Source organism: Bacillus sp. Bwzl_19 (assembly GCF_054900515.1).
In genome coordinates this window covers 2483813-2505614 of sequence record NZ_CM142729.1, presented here as the reverse complement: position 1 = coordinate 2505614, position 21802 = coordinate 2483813, and the positions used below count along the sequence as shown (strand labels likewise).

Genomic DNA, 21802 nt, shown 5'->3' with positions numbered 1-21802 from the left:
AATGCCTGAAGAAAAACTCACCTCCTTTCAGGGATGATGTGATCCCGCTTTTCAAGCTTCCTGCTCCATCCGGTTAACACGACCGCGCTGAGCACCATGAGCGCCCCGATCCAAGCGGTATGAATGATCCCGATTGAGTCTGTAATGACTCCGCCGGCAAACGAGCCGATCGCGATTCCGGCATTAAATGCCGCGATGTTTAATGCTGATGCTGTATCAACGGCGCTTGGGGCAAAACGTTCACTGAGCATCACAATATATACCTGCAGTCCCGGCACATTCATAAACGCCAACAGCCCCATTAAAATAATGGTGATCAGCCCGGCTGTTTTAAACGGCGCGGTAAAAGTCAAGACAAACAGCACAGCTGCCTGGACAATGAACATGTAAAGCAATGCTTTCAGCGGATTTCGATTTGATAATCGGCCGCCAATCATATTTCCGATGGCGATTGCAATTCCGTAAACAAGCAGGACGGCTGCGACGGTTTCTTTCTGAAAGCCGGTTACTTCCTGAAGAAGCGGGGATAAATACGTAAACACGACAAACGTTCCGCCGTAGCCTAACGCCGTAATCATAAATAAAAGCAATAACCGTCCGTTCGTGACGAGTTTTACCTGCTCGGAAAACGCGGTCTTCGTCCCTTTACGCAAATTTGACGGAACGAGAAGCGCATTTGTAAGGAAGGCAATGATTCCTACCGTGACAATGACGGCAAACGCAATCCTCCAGCCGAATTGCTGGCCGAGATAGGTGCCGAACGGAACGCCGGTCACCGTAGCCACCGTCAGCCCCGTAAACATAATGGAAATCGCGCTTGCTCTTTTATGTTCCGGTACGATACTGGCGGCGATTGTTGCCCCGATTGACATGAAAATGCCGTGGGAAAACGCCGTAATGACCCGCGCTGTCAATAAGATTCCGATTGAAGACGCGCTCGCCGCGAGTATATTTCCGGCGATAAAAATCAACATGACCCAGAGCAGCAGCGTTTTCCGCGACATGCCGGATGTGAGAGAAGTTAAAACCGGCGCGCCGAATGTCACGCCGAGAGCATACATGGAAACGGTAAGGCCCGCCGTTGTCACGGGTATATGCAGATCCTGAGATATAAGCGGCAGCAATCCGACGCTGATAAATTCGGTTGTGCCGATCGCAAAAGCGCTGACGGCTAATGCCAGCAGCGCTGGTAAATAGCTTTGGCGATGTGAAGACATCTGTTTTCCTCCTTGGTCGATAATGTATGGTTGAAATGATGCCGGGTAAACGATATAAGTATAAGAGTACATCCCTTTTCATCCGGCAAATGTCATTATGATTGATAGAAGCGTCATTGAAAAGAACGTACTTTTAAGTGCCATAGGCACTTTTTAGTTCCTATAGATGAGGAGGAATTACCGTTGCTGAAGAAAAAATACAATATATCCGTAGAGGCGACGCTTGAAGTGATCGGCGGAAAATGGAAGTGTGTGATCCTCTGCCACCTCATGCGCGGGAAAAAGCGGACAAGTGAATTGAAGCGGCTTATGCCGGAGATTACCCAGAAGATGCTGACACAGCAATTGCGGGAACTGGAAGCAGACGGCGTCATCAACCGGATCGTGTACAATCAGGTGCCGCCGAAAGTCGAATACGAGCTGAGTGAATACGGGCACAGTCTGGAAAGAATTTTAAACGCGCTGTGCGACTGGGGCGCGATGCATATTTCTAAACGGTACGGCGAGGTGTCTTCCGTTTTAGAGGACAGCATTTTAAATGACAAATTTAAAGATCCGGAACAAATATAAGAAAAAAGCAGGCAGGATGAGACGCTGATCCTGCTTTTTTTATGGAAAAAAGATCATTTTATATGCAAAAAAACCGATTGAACAACATATTGATCGGTATAAGGGTGGATTTTTATCAAGTTGTACTGGCGGATTTCTTTTAATGTGTTATGCTATATATAATTAAAAATTAATTAGAGTGGCATATTAAAAAGGGGTGACCTGAGCATGAAGGTAAAAGTAGCAATCAACGGGTTTGGAAGAATCGGAAGAATGGTGTTCAGAAAAGCAATGGAAGATGATCAAATTCAAATAACAGCCATTAATGCAAGCTATCCCCCGGAAACGCTTGCTCATTTGATAAAGTATGACACAATCCACGGCAGATACGATCAAGAAGTCGAGGCCGCCGAAGACAGTCTGATCGTCAACGGTAAACATATTATGCTGTTCAATCGGCGGGATCCGAGAGAGCTTCCGTGGAAAGAGTGCGGAATAGACATCGTCGTAGAGGCAACGGGAAAATTTAATTCAAAAGAAAAAGCCATGAGCCATATTGAAGCAGGGGCGAAGAAGGTCATTTTAACCGCTCCGGGCAAAAATGAAGACGTTACCATTGTCATGGGAGTCAATGAAGAGCAATTCAATCCGGATGAACATGTCATTATTTCAAATGCATCCTGCACGACAAACTGTCTCGCGCCGGTTGTCAAAGTGCTCGATCAGGAATTCGGAATTGAAAGCGGCCTGATGACGACTGTTCACGCTTATACGAATGACCAAAAAAATATCGACAACCCGCATAAAGATCTGAGGCGGGCGAGAGCGTGCGGAGAATCCATCATTCCGACTTCTACAGGCGCCGCAAAAGCGCTGTCGCTCGTGCTCCCTCATCTGAAAGGAAAACTTCACGGCCTTGCTTTACGGGTTCCCGTTCCCAATGTGTCATTAGTGGACCTCGTCTGCGATCTGAAAACAGATGTGTCGGCCGAGCAAGTGAATGCCGCTTTCCAAAGAGCCGCAAAGACGTCAATGTACGGAATTCTTGATTATTCGGATGAGCCGCTCGTGTCTTCGGATTATAATACGAATTCACATTCCGCGATCATTGACGGACTGACAACAATGGTGATGGAAGACCGAAAAGTAAAGGTGCTCGCCTGGTATGACAATGAATGGGGATATTCCTGCCGGGTCGTTGATCTTATCCGTCACGTGGCCGCGCGAATGAAACACCCGTCAGCTGTGTAGAATAAAGATCATGGACATTTGTTAGAAAAAACCCTTAACGGCATATTCGCAAAAAACACTTCTTGCAAAATAAACTTAAACACAGTATACTATCTTTCGTGAACTTCTTGCTCGTGACTGCTTCGGAATTACTTAAAGGGTTAGGACCTCTCCGGACTAACTTTCCCCCGTGGTAAATAGCCGGGTCAGTTCTCGGAAATTCACTTTTTTAATTCTTGTTAAGGGGGGTCCATGATTATGGAAACAATGGGGCGTCACGTCATCTCCGAGCTGTGGGGATGCGATTTTGATAAGCTCAATGACATGGATTTTATTGAAAAAACGTTTGTAAATGCTGCTTTGAAATCAGGAGCTGAGGTGCGCGAGGTCGCATTTCACAAATTTGCACCGCAAGGCGTAAGCGGAGTCGTTATTATTTCTGAGTCACATTTAACGATTCACAGTTTTCCTGAACACGGATATGCAAGCATTGATGTTTATACTTGTGGAGACCTGGATCCTAATGTGGCTGCTGATTACATTGCGGACGCATTACATGCAGATACAAGAGAAAACATTGAAATACCGAGAGGAATGGGGCCTGTACAGATTAAACAGGCACAAGCGAAAGTACTGTAATTTTCAAAACGCACACACAAGGGAGCTAAGCTGAAAAAGCCATTACGCGCTTTGAGGCTGATGCTCCTTTTCTAATGTAAAAAAACAGCATTGCTTTTTCTTTAAGCATTTTTTTTGTAAAATAGAGAAAGATAAGGCCGGTCTATCGGCTCTCCCAACACAATAGGCTCATCCTAGAAACGTTGGCGGGCATTTACCGGAAGCTTGCGAACCGCATTACAGCAACGAAACAGATGGGAGCTGATCCAATTTGAAATGTCCTTCATGCCAGCATAACGGTTCCCGCGTACTTGATTCACGGCCTGCGGACGAAGGGAAATCAATCCGCAGAAGGCGGGAATGCGAAGCCTGCCATTACCGCTTCACTACATTTGAGAAGTTTGAAGAGATGCCTCTGATCGTCGTGAAAAAAGAAGGCGTCCGGGAAGAATTCAGCCGTGAAAAAATGCTGCGCGGGTTAATTAAAGCTTGTGAAAAAAGACCCGTTCCTTTAAAAACACTGGAAGACATGTGCTTTGACATTGAAAAAGAGCTGCGAAACCAAGGCGTATCTGAAGTCAAAAGCGAACTCGTCGGAGAAATGGTGATGGACCGCCTGGCGAAAATCGATGAGGTGTCTTATGTCCGCTTTGCCTCCGTCTACCGGCAGTTTAAGGATATAAACGTGTTTATCGATGAATTGAAAGATTTAATAAAGAAAGAACGCTAAAGAGCTAAGAGATTGTGTCTGGCTCTTTTCTCATGAGCAAAATTGGCATTTGATAGATTGCGGAAACGGTGTAAAATGAGAGTAGAAACATATCGGAAGGTTTGAGAATCATGGCTGACTATTGGAATGACGTATTGCCTGTAGATCCTTATACGGTCAAAAGCCGTTCGCTTCTTCAGGATGTCGACAGACAGGTTTTGACACATCTGTACCAGCCGCTGATCGGTTCTTTTGCATTCTCCCTGTATATGACCTTATGGGGGGAGCTTGAGCAGAACCGTTTGTGGGGATCGGAATCCACGCACAGACAGCTGATGGGTATGATGCAGTCAAATTTAAAAAAGATTCATCATGAACAGGGAAAGCTTGAAGGAATCGGTCTGCTGAAAGTGTATATCCGCGAGTCCGAGCAAAAGGAGCGGATGTTTATTTATGAGCTGCTGCCCCCGCTCAGACCGAATGAATTTTTTGAAGACGGCATGCTGAACGTCTTTCTTTATAACAGAGTCGGTAAAACGAAATACCAGCAGCTGAGACAATTTTACACGCATCCTTCCGTCGGCGAAGGCGCAAGGGAAATTACGCGGCCGTTTAATCACGCCTTTGCCTCTTTCCAGCCGAGTGAGTGGAAGATGACGCCGGATATGGAAGAAGCGATGAACCTCCCCGAGGATTATGAGACGGCGTCTGTCGGACAAGCGCCTTCCTATACGGTGACGGAGGAAGTGTTTGATTTTGAGCTGTTTTTAGCGGGATTATCAGAAACGATGATACCGCGCAAATCAATCACACAGGACGTGCGGGAGAGTATTAAAAAGCTTTCGTATTTATACGGAATAGATCCTATCTCCATGCAGCACGTCGTTATGACGGCAATTAATGAACAGGATACGATAACGGCCGAAGCGCTGAGGAAAGCGGCCAGCGACTGGTACCAAATTGAAAGAAGCGGGAAGCTCCCGGAATTGATTGATAAAACACAGCCTGTCCGTCTGAGAGAAAACAAGGCGGAAAAGGAAGATTCATTGAATACAGAACTCATTGCACAGCTTGAGACCATTTCGCCGAGAAAGCTGCTCCAGGACATTGCGGACGGGACCGAGCCGTCAAAAGCCGACCTGCAGATCATAGCGGATATTATGTTCGAACAGAAACTTGAGCCCGGTGTCACCAATGTGCTGATTTATTATGTCATGCTGAAAACGGATATGAAGCTGTCCAAAAACTATATCCAAAAAATCGCCGCCCACTGGGCCAGAAAGAAAGTCAAAACGGTGCGGGAAGCTATGAAGCTCGCAATAGAAGAGCATAGGCAATATCTTGATTGGGCGGACGGCAAAACAAACGGCGCGGCACGCGGCAAAAAAACCGTCCGGGAAGAAAAACGCCCTGATTGGATGAAAGAAGAAGAAAACGGGAATAAGCCTGAACAGCCGGCTCTTTCCGCACAGGATCTTGAAGAACAGAAGAAAAAAATGATGGAAGAAATGAAAAAACTGAAAAAATACTCTGCCTATTGAGACAGAGAAGCGGGGTGATATGAAATGGAACCGATCAGCCGATCCTTAGAAGGCGTAACGAAGAGACCTGACTTTCAAAAACGCCTGGAACGAATGCAGCAGCAGGTCATGGCCGACAAAGACGTCCAGGCTTTTTTGAAGGAACAGAATGATGTAATCAATCAAAGTATGATTGACAGAGGGTTAAATAAACTGTACGAATACGTTCAGCAAAGCAAGCAGTGCGCCTTCTGTTCAAAAGACAACGAGACGAACAGTCTGCTTGAAGGCTATCATCCGAAGCTTGTGATCAACGGGCGTTCGATTGATATTGAATATTACGAATGTCCGGAAAAGAGAAAGCTCGACCGCCAGAAAAGACAAAAATCCCTGATGAAGAGCATGTATATCCAGAAAGATCTGCTCGGCGCGACCTTTCAGCAGATCGACATTACCGATCCGAGCAGACTCGGCATTTTCCAGCATGTGACTGATTTTCTGAAGAGCTATAATGAGACGGGCAAAGGCAAAGGGCTGTACCTGTACGGAAAATTCGGCATCGGAAAGACATTTATTTTAGCCGCCATTGCCAATGAGCTTGCGGAAAAAGAGTATTCCTCAATGATCGTATATGTTCCCGAATTTGTCAGAGAGCTGAAAAACTCGCTCCAGGATCAGTCGCTGGAGGAGAAACTGAATATGGTAAAAACGACGCCCGTACTGATGCTTGATGACATCGGAGCGGAATCAATGACAAGCTGGGTCAGGGATGAGGTCATCGGCACCGTGCTTCAGCACAGAATGAGCCAGCAGCTTCCTACTTTCTTCTCGTCTAATTTTTCACCTGACGAGCTGAAGCATCATTTTACCTATTCACAGCGGGGAGAAAAAGAAGAAGTCAAAGCGGCAAGATTGATGGAGCGGATTTTATATTTGGCTTCGCCTGTCCGTCTTGACGGGGAAAACCGCCGCCGTTCATAGTGCCGGCGACCAATGGGAAGGATTTGAGGGAATGAGGAATAAGAAGGCTGTCACATGGGCTGCGGCTGCGGCGGGAGCGGGCCTTTTGCTGTGGGCAAACCGCAAATATCTGAATCTGTCGCCTAAGGAGATCCGTCTTTGGGTGTTATCGTTCGGTGTTTTTGCGCCGCTTGTGTTTATCGGAATTTCCATCGTAAGGCCTTTTGTGCTGTTTCCCGTATCAATCGTTTCCGTCGCCGGAGGATTGGCGTTCGGACCGTTTTTCGGCACCGTGTATACGCTGGCAGGCTCAATGGGCGCTGCTGCCGTGTCTTTTTTTGCGGCGGGCCTGTTTGCCTTTAAAGAAAAAAGCCGTCACGGAAAAATGGAAATCATTCAAAAACAGATGAAAACCAATGGCTTCTTTTATATTTTTATCCTTCGCATTCTGCCTGTTAACTTTGATGTGATCAGCTATGCCGCGGGCCTTTCGAAAGTCAGGCCGATGACATATCTTTTGGCGACCGCGGCGGGCATCATTCCGGGAACGATTGTCCTGAATGTGCTCGGTGCGAGCTTTATGTCCGGCAATGTGCTGACCATGTTCGGAGTGATCTGTCTTTACATCGTGTTTTTATCGCTTCCCCTCATATTTAAAAAGAAGATGCGCCATTTGTTCGGCGGTGAAAGCTAACCTTTACGTCTATTTTAAAAAGATCCCCCATATACTTGTAACAGATGCCGTAAGGGGGGACAAATATGCTTGAAGTGATCTTTGAAGATGACCACGATACCGCTGCTTTTTTACATCTCATTCAGCAATCGGACGACCGGAGACATTTTATTGTCCGTGAAGGCATAAAAAAAGTCGGAATCGAAAGGTCTGAATCGGCTTTTTCCGTTCAGCGTTTTATTGAGCCGATATTTGTCAGGTTTTTTTTAGAATGTAAAGAAGACGAGCATATGCTTTCGCTCATAGAGGACGCATACTGCTTCACCGATCAGGATGAACAGCAGCAAATCCTTCAGCTTGCACACAGCATTATGGAAGGAGAGCTTGATGATCATCCGTTTGAGCCGAAGAAAGAGCCGCGCACACAGTTTATTTCAGATGCGCTCCGGACAATTTCACTTGATGCGGGTGTTTTTTCCGTGCGTTCGTTTCAGACGTTCCGGCTCGGCAAGTATTATGAGCGGCTCAGGGAATATGCGGAGGCTGCGATAGATGAATACCGGATGGAACAGGAATATCAAAACTTTATCCAGTCTCTGAGAGATTACGTGACATCCAATCCGCCGCGGATGAAGAAAGTCCGCATCGTACATGACCGGGCTTTTACGCTGTGGGAGCTGCGCTATGTGTCAGAACGGGAACAGAAAAAATACATAGACAGGCGGTTTGTGCGGGAGCACCCGATGTATATCGATTCCCATCTGCTTGCGCCGCTGATCTCCATTGCGCCTGAGACCGTGGAACTGTATACGGACAAACCGGAGCATATGATGTCAAGAACGATTCAAAACGTGTTTCAGGAGAGGGTGCGCCTCTTCCCGTTAGGCGCGTTTGTGTCGGAGAAGACGGAAGGATAGCCGCACAGACGGCCTTGCGGCAGCAGCGGGGCTGTCTGTGCGAAATCAGACGGAAAACCGAGTTGCATTTTTCTCACAGACATTTTATAATACATAACAGATTAATGATTGCTACACGTATTGATAAGGACATGAAGCATTGATACCGGCTTTATAAGAGAGGAGAGCCCAGGCTGAAAGCTTTCCAGCTATGGATCATTGTCTTTACCGCCTTTGAACTTCAGCTGTGAACGCAGGAATAAGCGCCAGTAATAGCTGACGGGAACTCCCGTTACAGAGTTTAGAGCCGCAGGTGCCGAAAAAATCGGCCGCGCGGAAAAAAGGGTGGAACCACGATTCCGTTTATTTAACCTCGTCCCTTTCATAGGGGGCGGGGTTTTTGATTTGTATAAAAAAAGGAGTGACGAAGATGTCAGATATGATCAACATCACATTTCCGGACGGAGCGGTAAAGGAATTTCCGAAAGGATCAACAACAGAAGATATCGCGGCATCCATCAGTCCGGGATTAAAGAAAAAGTCTTTAGCCGGTAAACTGAACGGACAGGAAATTGATTTAAGAACGCCGATTCAAGAGGACGGTGCCGTAGAAATCATTACAGAAGGCACAGAAGAAGGCCTGAACATCATGCGGCACAGCACGGCGCATTTATTGGCTCAGGCGATTAAGCGCATTTATAAAGATGTGAAATTCGGAGTCGGTCCCGTCATTGAAAACGGATTTTATTATGACGTTGAAATGGAGCAGGCGCTGACGCCGGATGACCTTCCGAAGATTGAAAAAGAAATGAAACGCATTGTCGGTGAAAATCTGCCGATCATCCGAAAAGAAGTGAGCCGTGATGAAGCAAAATCCATGTTTGCGGAAATCGGCGATAATCTGAAGCTTGAACTGCTGGATGCCATCCCTGAAGACGAAACGGTCTCCATTTATGAGCAGGGCGAGTTTTTTGACCTCTGCCGCGGCGTGCACGTGCCGTCTACAGGAAAAATTAAAGAATTTAAACTGCTCAGCCTTGCAGGCGCGTACTGGCGCGGAGACAGTAAAAACCAAATGCTTCAGCGCATTTACGGTACGGCCTTCTTTAAAAAGGATGACTTGAAAGAGCATTTGCGCATGCTTGAAGAAGCGAAAGAGCGCGACCACCGAAAACTGGGCAAAGAATTAAAATTGTTCGCCAACTCTCAAAAAGTCGGACAAGGCCTGCCGCTCTGGCTGCCGAAAGGCGCGACGATCCGCCGCGTGATCGAGCGCTACATTGTGGATAAAGAGCTGAGCCTCGGCTATGAGCATGTCTATACGCCTGTTCTCGGAAGCAAAGACCTGTACGAAACATCAGGACACTGGGAACATTATCAGGACGGCATGTTCCCGCCGATGGAAATGGACAATGAAACGCTTGTCCTTCGTCCGATGAACTGTCCTCACCATATGATGATTTACAAACAGGACATTCACAGCTACCGCGAGCTTCCGATCCGCATTGCCGAGCTCGGAACGATGCACCGCTATGAAATGTCAGGAGCGCTTTCAGGTCTTCAGCGCGTACGCGGCATGACGTTAAATGACGCACACATTTTCGTCCGCCCTGATCAGATTAAAGAAGAATTCATCCGCACGGTCCGTTTGATTCAAGACGTATACGAAGATTTCGGCCTGAGTGATTACACTTTCCGCCTGTCTTACCGCGATCCTGAAGATACGGAAAAATATTTTGATGATGATGACATGTGGAACAAAGCGCAATCCATGCTGAAGGCGGCAATGGATGAAATCGGCCATGATTACTATGAAGCGGAAGGCGAAGCGGCGTTTTACGGCCCTAAGCTTGACGTGCAGGTAAAAACGGCGATCGGCAAAGAAGAGACATTGTCAACCGTACAGCTTGACTTCCTTCTTCCGGAACGCTTTGATCTCACTTACGTCGGGGAAGACGGCAAACAGCACCGTCCCGTCGTTATTCACCGCGGCGTCGTTTCAACGATGGAACGCTTCGTTGCTTTCTTAATCGAAGAGCACAAAGGCGCTCTTCCGACATGGCTTGCGCCGGTGCAATTCCAAGTCATTCCGGTATCACCGTCTGTGCATCTTGACTACGCGAAAAAAGTGCAGGAGCGCCTGCAGCGTGAAGGCCTGCGTGTCGAGCTTGACAGCCGGGACGAGAAAATCGGCTATAAAATCCGTGAAGCCCAAATGCAAAAAATCCCGTACATGCTTGTGGTCGGTGACCAAGAAGCGGAAAACGGCGCGGTAAACGTCCGGAAATACGGCGAGCAGAAATCCGAAACCGTTTCACTGGACGATTTTGTGAAAAAGGCTGTAGCCGAAGCGAAAAAATAATCCGGAAACATAAAAAAACCCCATTCTGAATGAGTGGGGTTTTTTTCGGTATGTGATTATCTTTGTTTTTGTTTCTCTATAATCGCAAACAGCTCGTGAAGATCGCTGATCACGTAATCAGGCGTAATGTCCGTTTCATTTTTCTTATTCGTCCGGTTTACCCAGACAGTCGTGATGCCTGCCCGTTTCGCTCCCAATATATCAGTATTGAGGTTGTCTCCGACCATAATGGCGTCTTCTTTTTTCAGGTGCAGAAGACTGAGGCAATGTTCAAAGATGGAGGCGTCGGGTTTCCCTTTTCCGAAAGCGCCAGAGATGACAATTTCATTAAAATAAGGCGCAAGCTCAGGAACGCCGGCAAGTTTTTCTTTCTGCAGGCTGGGGTCGCCGTTTGTCAGCAGAAGCAATTCATAAACGCCTTTCAGCTTTTCAAGCACCGCAAACGTCTCATCATACACATACGGGCGCTGTCTGCGTTCCGCCGCGAAAAACTCCGCTAAATATTCGCCGTAAGCCGCATCGTCTATGCCGACACTTTTTAACCCGTTCGTCCAGGCGTTTCGTCTGTATTCCGGCGCAATCTGATTCAGCTTTTTAAATCCTTCGCTGACCGGCTCAGAAAAATTCGCCCATAATCCTTCAAACGGATTAATGCCGATCATGACCGTATAAGGATAGGTTTCGTATGACATATACAATTCCCGTGCCGCTTTACGAACCGCTTCTTCAAATGTGTGCGGGTCAAGGCCATATTTTTTTTCAGCTTGTAAACATGTTTCTCTGAATGTTGTTCTGACGCTTTTTTCATCCCATAACAGTGTATCGTCCAAATCAAAAAATACGGCTTTCATGATCTTCTCCTCTTTGTTATATTCTGAAACTCTCTGCCGCAAGGCTCCCGTTTATTCTACAATAGATACATAGACTGTGAAAGATTTGTTTTCTGATGATTTGAAAAAAACAGGCAGATTTGTGTCCGATTCTGTCTCTTGCTTTAAAACATGATAAAATAAAATTTGAAAGAACAGGTGAAAAAGTATGCTGCATTTGATCATTATGATGCTGGAAAGAGTCGGAATTATCGTCATATTGGGATTCGTTCTGGCTCATACCAGATTGTTCAGACAGGCGCTCCAGCAGCCTGAGAGCTATAAAGGAAAAGCGGTGCTGATTTCAATTTTCTCGCTGTTCAGTATCATCAGTAACTATACGGGGATAGAAATTCAGCGGAATATGATCATGAATAATGACTGGGTGTTTCAAATTAATCCGTCCGGTTCAATTGCCAATACACGGATTATGGGGGTTGAAATCGGCGGACTCTTAGGCGGTCCGTATGTGGGGATCGGAGTCGGCATATTGGCCGGCCTGCATCGTTTATCACTCGGCGGCGCGACCGCAGTCAGCTGTGCCGTCTCGTCCGTATTAGCGGGCGTTTTGTCCGGCTGGATCGGGCGGTATTTCAGAAAACGCTATGCAATGCCGACACCGCGGGTGGCCGCGCTTGTCGGGCTTGGGATGGAATCTTTGCAAATGCTGCTCATCCTTTTGATGGCCAAGCCGTTTTCTGACGCTTGGACGCTTGTGAGCATCATCGGCATCCCGATGATATTGGTAAACGGGTCAGGGACTTTTATTTTTCTTTCCATCATTCAGTCAATTATCCGAAAAGAAGAGCGGGCAAGAGCGCTTGAAACTCACAGGGTGCTGATGATTGCCGACCAGACACTTCCGTTTTTCCGCCAAGGGCTGAATGAAAGCTCATGCAAAAGCGTTGCTGCCATCATTCACAGGCAGACAGGGACGGATGCGGTATCACTTACGGATAATGAAAAGATTTTAGCGCATGTCGGGGCGGGTGCCGACCATCATATTCCGTCTAAAAGCCTGATCACCGGATTGTCAAAACGGGTCATCAAAACGGGACATATTATGAAAGCGACATCAAAGGAAGAAATTGAATGCACGCACGATCCCTGTCCGCTGCATGCGGCTATCGTATTGCCGCTGACGTCAAACGGCAAAACGATCGGCACGTTAAAAATGTATTTTAAAAGCCCGTCGGGTTTAAGCCGGGTTGAAGAAGAGCTCGCGGAAGGACTTGCCATGCTGTTTTCCACCCAGCTTGAACTCGGTGAGGCGGAACTGCAGAGCAAATTACTGAAAGATGCAGAAATAAAGGCGCTTCAAGCACAGGTCAATCCGCATTTTCTGTTTAATGCGATCAATACGATTTCTGCACTTTGCCGCACGGATGTGGAAAAAACCCGAAAGCTTCTGCTGCAGCTCAGCGTCTATTTCCGTTCCAATCTGCAGGGAGCGAGGCAGCTGCTCATCCCGCTTTCTAAAGAACTGAACCATCTGCAGGCATATTTATCACTGGAGCAGGCTCGTTTTCCCGGGAAATATAAAATCAGTCTTGAGATCGAAAACGGTTTGGAGGACATCGAAATCCCTCCTTTTGTGCTGCAGATCCTTGTGGAAAACGCGCTCCGCCATGCGTTTTCAAGAAAGCAGGACAGCTGTGCCGTCAATGTCAGCGTGGTATCCGCAGGTCCGTCGGTTTTAATGCGGGTTGGGGATAACGGGCGGGGAATTGATCCGGAATTGCTGTCTGTGCTCGGAAACCGTCCGCTGCCGTCTAAAGAAGGAACGGGAACCGCGCTTTACAATTTAAATCAGCGGCTGATCGGACTGTTCGGTCCCAAAGCCGCTCTGCGATTGGAAAGTGAGGCCGGTAAAGGTACAGACGTATCATTTGAGCTGCCTTTGAAACTGATGACAAAAGGAGAAGAACATGCTGAAGGTGTTAATCGTTGATGATGAAATGCTGGCAAGAGATGAATTGGCTTATTTGCTGAAACGGACGAATGAAGTAAGTGATATAAATGAAGCGGAAAATATTGAATCCGCTTTTGACAGCATGATGGATCAAAAACCGGATCTGCTGTTTTTAGATGTTGATTTGTCAGGAGAAAATGGATTTGACATTGCCAAACGGCTGAAAAACATGAAAAATCCGCCGGCAGTCGTTTTTGCGACGGCGTATGACCAATTTGCTTTAAAAGCCTTTGAAGTCGATGCGCTCGATTATTTAACAAAGCCTTTCGATGAAGAAAGAGTCCGCCAGACGATCAGAAAGTTTAAAAGGGTTAAACAGGACAGGGCAGAAGCCGTCTCAGAACAGCCGTCCGCAGCCGGAGCGCATAAGCTGGCGGTATCAGCCGGCGAATCTATCGTTATTTTAGATACGAAGGACATTATTTTTGCCGGCATGGAGGACGGACACGTTTCCGTCAAAACTTTCGCCGCGTCTTATTCCGTTCACGAAACCTTGGCGGTCATTGAGAAAAAACTGCCTGAGACGGGCTTCTTGCGAGTGCACCGCGCGTTCATCGTGAATACGGAGCATATTACGGAGATTCATCCGTGGTTTAATTCGACCTACAATCTTATTTTAAAAGACGGCTCTAAAATTCCCGTCAGCCGTACATACGCAAAAGACTTAAAAAAGCTGCTTCATATTTTATGAGGCGGCTTTCTGCATTTCAACAGCCGTTTTTTGCATTTCAGAATGAATATTCTGCCGTTTGTCATGAAAGCGCTTTATAAATCGGTGTCTCTTTTATAATGGACCTAACAAAGAGAAAGAGGTGAAGAAAATGAGTGCGAAAAAAGTGTACGGATTTCTGACACAAGCATTTATTTTTGCCGTAATTATGCTCATATCTAATGGGATTGCAGCGATTGTCCCCATTCCTATACCCGCTTCTGTAGTAGGTTTGGTGTTATTATTTGTCCTCTTATGTCTGAAAGTGATTAAGCTTGAACAAGTAGAAACGCTGGGAACATCATTAACGTCACTGATCGGATTTTTATTTGTCCCGTCGGGCATCTCCGTGATGAATTCACTTGGCGTCATGCAGCAGTACGGCGTGCAGATCGCACTCGTCATCTTACTCGCCACCATCATTCTGTTAGGGGCGACGGGTCTTTTTTCTCAGCTGATTCTGTCTGTCAGCCAAAAACGTCAGAAGGAAACTTCGGCTGATAAACAAACGGTGCGCCGTTCCAATCAAGAAAATGAACTTGTGCAGCATTAGGAGGGAAAACAGATGAGTCCATATTTCGGTATTGTCGTTTCACTTGCAGCATTCGGCATCGGCACGTATTTATTTAAAAAAACGAAAGGCTTTTTCCTCTTCACCCCGCTGTTTGTCGCGATGGTGCTCGGCATCCTTTTTCTGAAGCTCGGCGGTTTTTCATATGAAGATTATAAAAGCGGCGGAGACATTATTAAGTTCTTCCTGGAGCCCGCGACGATCGCTTTTGCCATTCCTTTATACAAACAGCGTGACAAGCTGAAAAAATACTGGTGGCAGATCATGTCTTCAATTATTGTCGGCTCTGTCTGCTCAGTCACGATAGTATATTTGATCGCAAAAGGCATTCAGCTTGACGCGGCCGTTATGAAAAGCATGCTTCCTCAGGCGGCGACAACGGCAATTGCCCTTCCGCTGTCAAAAGGGATCGGCGGCATCACCGACATCACCGCTTTCGCCGTCATTTTCAACGCCGTGATCGTCTATGCCCTGGGCGCTCTGTTCTTAAAAATGTTTAAAGTGAAGCACCCGATCTCTAAAGGACTGGCTCTCGGCACATCAGGTCACGCACTTGGTGTTGCGGTCGGTATTGAGATGGGAGAGGTAGAAGCGGCAATGGCAAGTATCGCGGTTGTCGTCGTAGGAGTGGTGACGGTGCTGGTCATTCCGGTATTCGTTCAGCTCATCGGTGGATAAGCCCCGGGTCATAGACCCGGTTTTTTTATTGTCCGGCACATCAAAGGTTGCAAAGAACAAAATTTCACATTTTTCCTTGCGCTTACCCCGGCACCGTGTTAAAATGAAAAAGTTGATCCGGATAAGTCATTCTTGACTAATGTTCCGGTATTGTGTAGAATAGTTACTGAATTGAATATAAATCACAAGCAGAGGCACCCGCTTCTCACCTGATTGACACATTCATGTAGTTGGCAGGTTGACCGTACATTTTTATTTATGCAGATGTTCGTAGTGTGGGTGTGTTATCATGCCCGCACTTTTTGTTTGCCTGCAGAATGCAGTCAAAAAGCGTTGTGAATCAATTCGAAGAAACTATGGAGGTGGCTCATTATTAGCAAAGATCAATTGGTTAATGAGGGTATCCGTGCACGTGAAGTCCGTTTAATCGGGCAAAATGGCGATCAGCTCGGCATCAAGTCCCGTCAGGAAGCACTTGAAATCGCCGGCCGCGCAAATCTTGACCTTGTGTTAGTTGCAGCAAATGCAAAACCGCCTGTCTGCCGTATCATGGACTACGGAAAGTTCCGATTCGAGCAGCAGAAAAAGGAAAAAGAAGCACGTAAGAATCAAAAAATCATTAACTTAAAAGAAGTTCGGTTAAGTCCGACGATCGATGAGCATGACTTTAACACGAAATTGCGCAATGCGATTAAATTCCTTGAAAAAGGCGATAAAGTGAAAGCTTCTATCCGCTTTAAAGGGCGCGCAATCACTCATAAAGAAATCGGCCAGCGCGTATTGGACCGTTTCTCTGAAGCATGTGCGGAAGTTGCGACAGTCGAAACAAAACCAAAAATGGACGGCCGCAGCATGTTCTTAATGCTCGCGCCGAAAAACGAAAAGCAATAAGGAGGAAATCCCATGCCAAAAATGAAAACTCACCGCGGATCTGCTAAACGTTTTAAAAAGACAGGTTCTGGGAAGTTAAAACGTTCTCATGCATATACAAGTCACTTATTCGCCAACAAATCCCAAAAGCAAAAGCGTAAGCTTCGCAAGGGTGCTATTGTAAGCGCAGGAGACTTCAAACGCATTAAACAACAGCTTGCCAACATCAAGTAATCGGACAAGGAACAATTAGGAGGGAAATCTAATGCCAAGAGTAAAAGGCGGAACTGTTACACGTAAGCGTCGTAAAAAGGTTCTTAAATTAGCAAAAGGTTATTTCGGTTCAAAACATACATTATACAAAGTAGCAAACCAGCAGGTCATGAAATCTGGAAACTATGCATTCCGTGACCGTCGTCAGAAAAAACGTGATTTCCGTAAGCTTTGGATCACTCGTATCAACGCTGCTGCACGTATGAACGGTCTTTCTTACAGCCGTTTAATGCACGGTCTTAAGCTTTCAGGTATCGAAGTAAACCGTAAAATGCTTGCTGATCTTGCTGTAAACGATCTTACTGCTTTCAATCAGCTTGCTGATGCTGCTAAAGCTCAGTTAGACAAGTAAGTTGAAAAAGCCGCTCTCTTTCCGGGGAGCGGTTTTTTACGTAAAGGGTGACAATCAATGGCTTTCTTCATTTATGCGGTATTGATAAACGGATACGGCTTTTGGATTATGGGCGCTGATAAAAGAAGAGCAAAAGCGCGCAGGTGGAGAATCTCAGAGAAGCGGATATGGCTCACAGCCGCTATGTTCGGCTCGCTCGGCGTATGGATCGGCATGCGCGCCTTCAGGCATAAGACGAAGCACAAATCTTTTTTATACGGGGTGCCGATGCTTTTTCTCGCCGAAGCCGCCCTTGTGCTGATCTATTTGATGTATAAAAAATAAAAAGCAGGAGAGCTCAGCGCTCGCCTGCTTTTTTTGCTTTTTTGATGGGCTGGTCCCAATCAATCTTGCAATTGGGGTACCGCTCCAATACCTTTCTCTCGACTTCTTCATAATCATCTGCAGAAAAGCTGCTCAGCTTTTCCGGAGTCTCGGTCCACACGAATATCGTATGAATAAACAGCGGATGATCTTTGGAGGGGATATGCTTCTCTCCTTCAAAGAGCACTCCTTTATAAGTAAGCTGGAGATTTTTACGCGTGTTTTTCTGTTCATCAATAAAATAAAAATTTTCTTTTGACTGCGCCAGTCTGAGCTTTCTTTTCGGATTTGCGTAGAATTTGACCGCCATGTAAATAAAATAAATAAGAAGTGCAAGCAAGACAATCCTGAATACTGTAATGGCCATATGTGTGAAGGCACCTCCTCACCTTTGTCATGATCTGATGTAATACGAAAAACAAAACAAAAGGTTTCATTTTTTTAAAAAGAAATATATAAAACATTTACCCGTTTTTCAGGCGAATTAATCGTATGCTTCAGCATTGGTTCTGTATAATAAGAAGGGTAGTAAAAAAAGGAGGTTTATTGATGACAAAATTAGATGAAACGCTCACCATGCTGAAAGCGTTAACGGACGCAAAAGGGATACCGGGAAATGAGAGAGAAGTAAGACAAGTGATGAAATCATACATAGAACCATTTGCCGATGAAGTCACAACAGACCGGCTGGGAAGCCTAATCGCTAAAAAAACCGGCAAAGAAAACGGTCCGAAAATCATGATTTCAGGGCATTTAGACGAAGTCGGTTTTATGGTGACGCAAATCACTGATAAAGGTTTCCTCCGTTTTCAAACCGTCGGCGGCTGGTGGTCTCAGGTAATGCTGGCCCAGCGTGTCACCGTCGTTACAAAAAAAGGGGACATCACTGGGATCATCGGTTCGAAGCCGCCTCATATTTTACCGCCTGACGCCAGAAAAAAAGCCGCTGATATTAAAGAGATGTTCATCGATATCGGCGCATCCAGCCGTGAAGAAGCGATGGAATGGGGCGTTCTTCCGGGGGACCAGGTTGTGCCGTATTTTGAATTTACAGTGATGAACAATGAAAAACATTTATTGGCGAAAGCATGGGACAACCGCATCGGCTGTGCGATAGCCATTGATGTATTAAAAAATCTGAAAAACAGCGATCATCCGAATGAAGTATACGGTGTGGGAACGGTTCAGGAAGAAGTCGGGCTTCGCGGAGCTAAAACAGCGGCGCATACCATCCAGCCTGATATCGCATTCGGTGTGGATGTCGGAATTGCCGGAGATACACCGGGAATTTCTGAAAAAGAGGCGCAAAGCAAAATCGGTGAAGGGCCGCAAATAATTCTGTATGACGCGTCAATGGTATCTCACAAAGGCCTGCGCGATCTTGTCGTGAATACGGCGGAAGAAGCTGGTATCCCGTATCAATTCGATTCCATTGCCGGAGGAGGGACGGATTCAGGTTCCATTCATTTAACCGCGAATGGAGTGCCGGCGCTGTCCATTACAATCGCAACGCGCTACATCCACACTCATGCCGCTATTTTGCATCGGGATGATTACGAGAATACGGTAAAACTGATCACAGAAGTGATTAAAAAATTGGACCGGGAAACGGTTGACCGTATTACATATCAATAAAGATACGGAAGAATCTGCTTTTTTAAGCAGATTCTTTTTTTTGTCTGTACAAATATGAGCCCTGCGGCTACAATAAGAAAGACACAGAAAAATCTGACAACGTATTTTGTAAGCGCTTAAAAAGGGAGGGGTTATGAAATGAAAAACAGATTCAAACGCTTGATCCGCTTTTCGTGCGCAGCCGTTACAGCCGGGCTGCTGCTGATGTCTTCATCTCCGGCATCTGCCGCGTTTTGGGGGGCATCAAATGAATTGCTTCACGATCCGACGATGGCGAAAGAAGGAAACACGTGGTACGCTTTCGGAACCGGTTTGGAAGGTGAGCGGGGGCTTCGTGTCTTAAAGGAGGGCAGCGGCGGCGTATGGACCGTTCAAAAATCAATCTTTACTTCCCCGCTGTCATGGTGGAGCAATTACGTGCCGAATTACGGGCTGAATCAATGGGCTCCCGATGTTCAATATTATAATGGAAAGTATTGGCTGTATTATGCCGTTTCTTCATTCGGCAAAAATACCTCCGCAATCGGTCTCGCTTCATCAACAAGTCTCAGCTCAGGAAACTGGAAGGATGAAGGGCTCGTCATCCGTTCGACAAGCGCAAATGATTACAATGCGATTGATCCGGAGCTGACAATTGATAAGGACGGAAACCCTTGGCTTGCTTTCGGTTCTTTCTGGAGCGGCATCAAGCTGACAAGGCTTGATAAAAACACAATGAAACCGACGGGATCACTTTACTCCATCGCTGCCAGGCCGAATAACGGCGGAGCTTTGGAAGCGCCGGCCATCACCTATCAGAACGGCTACTATTATTTAATGGTGTCATTTGATAAATGCTGTTCAGGCGTGAATAGTACGTACAAAATCGCTTATGGAAGATCCAAAAGCATCACCGGCCCATATCTTGATAAAAGCGGGAAAAGCATGTCAGAAGGCGGAGGCACAATTCTTGATTCCGGCAATGACCGCTGGAAAGGCCCGGGCGGTCAAGACATTGTGAACGGGAATATTTTAGTGCGCCATGCGTATGATGCCGAAGACAGCGGGATTCCGAAGATGCTCATCAATGATATCAACTGGAGTTCAGGCTGGCCTTCCTATTAATTGAGCAGCCGGGCATATGGTCCGGCTTTTTACTTGCAATAAAAGATTGACAGTTTGATTCCTCCTTAACTATAATGAAGTTGTTCGTACAAATAAAAGTATAGAAGTTTTATATTTTATATTCGTACGTATATTTTTAAATGCGAGCGCCTTATTTTGATGGGAAGGGGAAATGAATGTGCTTCAGAACAAGGAATATGAATTTTGGTTTATAACGGGAAGCCAGCACTTATATGGAGAGGAAACACTTCAGCTTGTCGATAAACATGCAAAAGGGATATGTGACGGTCTCAGCGGGGTGTCATCAAGATATAAGATCAGGCATAAACCGGTTGTCACGTCATCTGAAACAATCAGAGAGGTTTTGCGGGAAGCACAGTATCAAGAAAACTGCGCCGGGGTCGTGACGTGGATGCATACATTTTCTCCCGCGAAAATGTGGATTGAAGGTCTTTCCGCCTTTCAAAAGCCGATGCTTCATCTGCATACCCAATATCACCGCGATATCCCGTGGGAAACGATTGATATGGATTTTATGAACAGCAACCAATCCGCTCACGGAGACCGGGAATACGGATATATCCAGTCAAGAATGGGGCAGACGAGAAAAATCATTGCGGGCTATTGGGATGATGAGGAAGTCAAACGCGACATTTCACAATGGATGAACACTGCTGCCGCTTGGAATGAAAGCAGGCATATTAAAGTAGCCCGGTTCGGCGACAATATGCGGAATGTAGCCGTTACTGACGGAGACAAAGTCGGCGCTCACATTCAATTCGGCTGGCAGGTAGACGGATACGGAATCGGCGATCTTACCGAAGTGATGAACAGCGTCACTGATGCTGAAATGGAAGCGCTTTATGAAGAATACGACAAGTTGTATGTCATCAGCGACGAAACGAAACAGGATGAAGCAAAAGTTTCTTCTATTAAAGAACAGGCGAAAATCGAACTCGGATTAACAGCCTTTCTTGAGCGGGGCGGATATACGGCGTTTACGACTTCCTTTGAGGTGCTGCACGGAATGAAGCAGCTTCCGGGGCTTGCCGTTCAGCGTCTTATGGAAAAAGGGTACGGATTTGCGGGCGAAGGCGATTGGAAAACGGCTGCCCTGGTGCGGATGATGAAAATAATGGCGGACGGACAACAAACCTCCTTCATGGAAGATTATACGTACCATTTTGAACCGGGCCGTGCGATGATTCTCGGATCACATATGCTTGAAGTATGCCCGACAGTCGCTCTCGATCAGCCGAAAATCGAAGTACACCCTCTCTCAATCGGAGGCAAAGAAGACCCTGCCCGGCTGGTCTTTAACGGAATCGGCGGTTCAGCCATCATCGCCAGCATCATTGATATCGGAGGGCGGTTCCGTCTCGTTCTGAATGAAGCGGAAGGCAGGGAAATTGATCACGACATGCCGAATCTCCCTGTGGCGCGGTTGCTGTGGAAGCCTGAGCCATCGCTGAAAACAGCTGCGGAAGCATGGATTTTGGCGGGAGGCGCTCATCATACCTGCATGTCTTTCCGGCTTACGGCTGAACAGATGCTTGATTGGGCCGAGATGGCGGGCATTGAAAGCATCTTTATTTCCCGCAATACTGAAATACGCGAGCTGAAAAAAGAGCTGAAATGGAATGACGTATTATACCGGTTGGGAGGGATTTGA

At 46.5% G+C, this 21802-nt stretch carries 23 protein-coding genes and 1 other annotated feature; of the genes, 20 read left to right on the top strand and 3 right to left on the bottom strand.

What is annotated here, in order from left to right:
* Positions 1-17: 17 nt before the first annotated feature.
* Positions 18-1217, bottom strand: a complete 1200-nt coding sequence (locus ACW5MY_RS13280; protein ID WP_013353148.1) for an MFS transporter — start codon at positions 1215-1217, stop codon at positions 18-20.
* 183 nt (positions 1218-1400) lie between these two features.
* Here ACW5MY_RS13280 and ACW5MY_RS13275 point away from each other — a divergent pair, with 183 nt between their 5' ends.
* The 9 genes from ACW5MY_RS13275 to thrS all read left to right on the top strand — a co-directional run bounded on the left by ACW5MY_RS13275 (position 1401) and on the right by thrS (position 10734).
* A complete protein-coding gene (locus ACW5MY_RS13275; RefSeq protein WP_013353147.1) occupies positions 1401-1787 on the top strand; it encodes a winged helix-turn-helix transcriptional regulator in 387 nt (128 codons plus the stop codon).
* A gap of 207 nt (positions 1788-1994) precedes the next feature.
* Positions 1995-3017 carry a glyceraldehyde-3-phosphate dehydrogenase gene (locus ACW5MY_RS13270; RefSeq protein WP_013353146.1) on the top strand — a complete coding sequence of 341 codons (1023 nt, stop codon included), beginning with the start codon at positions 1995-1997 and terminating at the stop codon, positions 3015-3017.
* 237 nt (positions 3018-3254) lie between these two features.
* A complete protein-coding gene (gene speD / locus ACW5MY_RS13265) occupies positions 3255-3635 on the top strand; it encodes an adenosylmethionine decarboxylase (RefSeq protein ID WP_003152471.1) in 381 nt (126 codons plus the stop codon).
* Between the two features lie 250 nt (positions 3636-3885).
* Positions 3886-4344 (top strand): transcriptional regulator NrdR, encoded by a 459-nt coding sequence (gene nrdR, locus ACW5MY_RS13260; RefSeq protein WP_003152473.1) that lies wholly within the window; start codon positions 3886-3888, stop codon positions 4342-4344.
* 110 nt (positions 4345-4454) lie between these two features.
* Positions 4455-5864: a replicative helicase loading/DNA remodeling protein DnaB gene (gene dnaB / locus ACW5MY_RS13255; protein ID WP_013353145.1), complete on the top strand. Its 1410-nt coding sequence runs from the start codon at positions 4455-4457 to the stop codon at positions 5862-5864.
* Between the two features lie 24 nt (positions 5865-5888).
* On the top strand, positions 5889-6824 hold the full coding sequence (gene dnaI, locus ACW5MY_RS13250) for a primosomal protein DnaI (RefSeq protein ID WP_013353144.1): 936 nt from the start codon (positions 5889-5891) through the stop codon (positions 6822-6824).
* 31 nt (positions 6825-6855) lie between these two features.
* A complete protein-coding gene (locus tag ACW5MY_RS13245; protein ID WP_014470811.1) occupies positions 6856-7497 on the top strand; it encodes a TVP38/TMEM64 family protein in 642 nt (213 codons plus the stop codon).
* Positions 7498-7562: 65 nt separating this feature from the next.
* Positions 7563-8393 carry a putative sporulation protein YtxC gene (gene ytxC / locus ACW5MY_RS13240; RefSeq protein ID WP_013353142.1) on the top strand — a complete coding sequence of 277 codons (831 nt, stop codon included), beginning with the start codon at positions 7563-7565 and terminating at the stop codon, positions 8391-8393.
* Positions 8394-8802: 409 nt separating this feature from the next.
* Positions 8803-10734 carry a threonine--tRNA ligase gene (gene thrS, locus ACW5MY_RS13235; RefSeq protein WP_013353141.1) on the top strand — a complete coding sequence of 644 codons (1932 nt, stop codon included), beginning with the start codon at positions 8803-8805 and terminating at the stop codon, positions 10732-10734.
* A gap of 56 nt (positions 10735-10790) precedes the next feature.
* On the opposite strand, the gene ACW5MY_RS13230 is transcribed toward thrS, so the two are convergent.
* On the bottom strand, positions 10791-11585 hold the full coding sequence (locus ACW5MY_RS13230) for an HAD family hydrolase (protein ID WP_013353140.1): 795 nt from the start codon (positions 11583-11585) through the stop codon (positions 10791-10793).
* Between the two features lie 187 nt (positions 11586-11772).
* Here ACW5MY_RS13230 and ACW5MY_RS13225 point away from each other — a divergent pair, with 187 nt between their 5' ends.
* The 8 genes from ACW5MY_RS13225 (at position 11773) to ACW5MY_RS13190 (ending at position 17352) form a co-directional block, all read left to right on the top strand.
* On the top strand, positions 11773-13554 hold the full coding sequence (locus ACW5MY_RS13225; RefSeq protein WP_013353139.1) for a sensor histidine kinase: 1782 nt from the start codon (positions 11773-11775) through the stop codon (positions 13552-13554).
* Complete coding sequence (locus tag ACW5MY_RS13220; protein ID WP_013353138.1) at positions 13532-14266, top strand: LytR/AlgR family response regulator transcription factor; 735 nt, start codon at positions 13532-13534, stop codon at positions 14264-14266. Before ACW5MY_RS13225 ends, ACW5MY_RS13220 begins: the two co-directional genes overlap by 23 nt.
* A 130-nt stretch (positions 14267-14396) precedes the next feature.
* Entirely contained in the window at positions 14397-14837 is a 441-nt protein-coding gene (gene lrgA, locus ACW5MY_RS13215; protein WP_013353137.1) for an antiholin-like murein hydrolase modulator LrgA, read from the top strand.
* A gap of 12 nt (positions 14838-14849) precedes the next feature.
* Positions 14850-15533, top strand: coding sequence for an antiholin-like protein LrgB (lrgB, locus tag ACW5MY_RS13210; RefSeq protein ID WP_013353136.1), 684 nt, complete (start codon positions 14850-14852; stop codon positions 15531-15533).
* A gap of 180 nt (positions 15534-15713) precedes the next feature.
* Positions 15714-15844, top strand: a sequence feature (ribosomal protein L20 leader region).
* A gap of 58 nt (positions 15845-15902) precedes the next feature.
* Positions 15903-16424, top strand: coding sequence for a translation initiation factor IF-3 (gene infC, locus ACW5MY_RS13205; protein ID WP_010886591.1), 522 nt, complete (start codon positions 15903-15905; stop codon positions 16422-16424).
* A gap of 12 nt (positions 16425-16436) precedes the next feature.
* Positions 16437-16637: a 50S ribosomal protein L35 gene (gene rpmI / locus ACW5MY_RS13200; RefSeq protein WP_003152493.1), complete on the top strand. Its 201-nt coding sequence runs from the start codon at positions 16437-16439 to the stop codon at positions 16635-16637.
* Positions 16638-16668: 31 nt separating this feature from the next.
* The gene (rplT, locus tag ACW5MY_RS13195) at positions 16669-17028 is read left to right on the top strand and encodes a 50S ribosomal protein L20 (protein ID WP_003152495.1); all 360 of its coding nucleotides are present in this window, start codon (positions 16669-16671) and stop codon (positions 17026-17028) included.
* Between the two features lie 57 nt (positions 17029-17085).
* Positions 17086-17352, top strand: a complete 267-nt coding sequence (locus ACW5MY_RS13190; protein ID WP_013353135.1) for a DUF1294 domain-containing protein — start codon at positions 17086-17088, stop codon at positions 17350-17352.
* 13 nt (positions 17353-17365) lie between these two features.
* Here ACW5MY_RS13190 and ACW5MY_RS13185 read toward each other — a convergent pair whose 3' ends face one another.
* Complete coding sequence (locus ACW5MY_RS13185) at positions 17366-17758, bottom strand: hypothetical protein (protein ID WP_013353134.1); 393 nt, start codon at positions 17756-17758, stop codon at positions 17366-17368.
* Positions 17759-17940: 182 nt separating this feature from the next.
* Here ACW5MY_RS13185 and ACW5MY_RS13180 point away from each other — a divergent pair, with 182 nt between their 5' ends.
* The 3 genes from ACW5MY_RS13180 to araA all read left to right on the top strand — a co-directional run bounded on the left by ACW5MY_RS13180 (position 17941) and on the right by araA (position 21802).
* On the top strand, positions 17941-19026 hold the full coding sequence (locus ACW5MY_RS13180) for a M42 family metallopeptidase (protein ID WP_013353133.1): 1086 nt from the start codon (positions 17941-17943) through the stop codon (positions 19024-19026).
* Positions 19027-19164: 138 nt separating this feature from the next.
* A complete protein-coding gene (locus ACW5MY_RS13175; protein ID WP_013353132.1) occupies positions 19165-20130 on the top strand; it encodes a glycoside hydrolase family 43 protein in 966 nt (321 codons plus the stop codon).
* A 178-nt stretch (positions 20131-20308) separates the two neighbouring features.
* Positions 20309-21802, top strand: coding sequence for an L-arabinose isomerase (gene araA, locus ACW5MY_RS13170; protein ID WP_014470808.1), 1494 nt, complete (start codon positions 20309-20311; stop codon positions 21800-21802).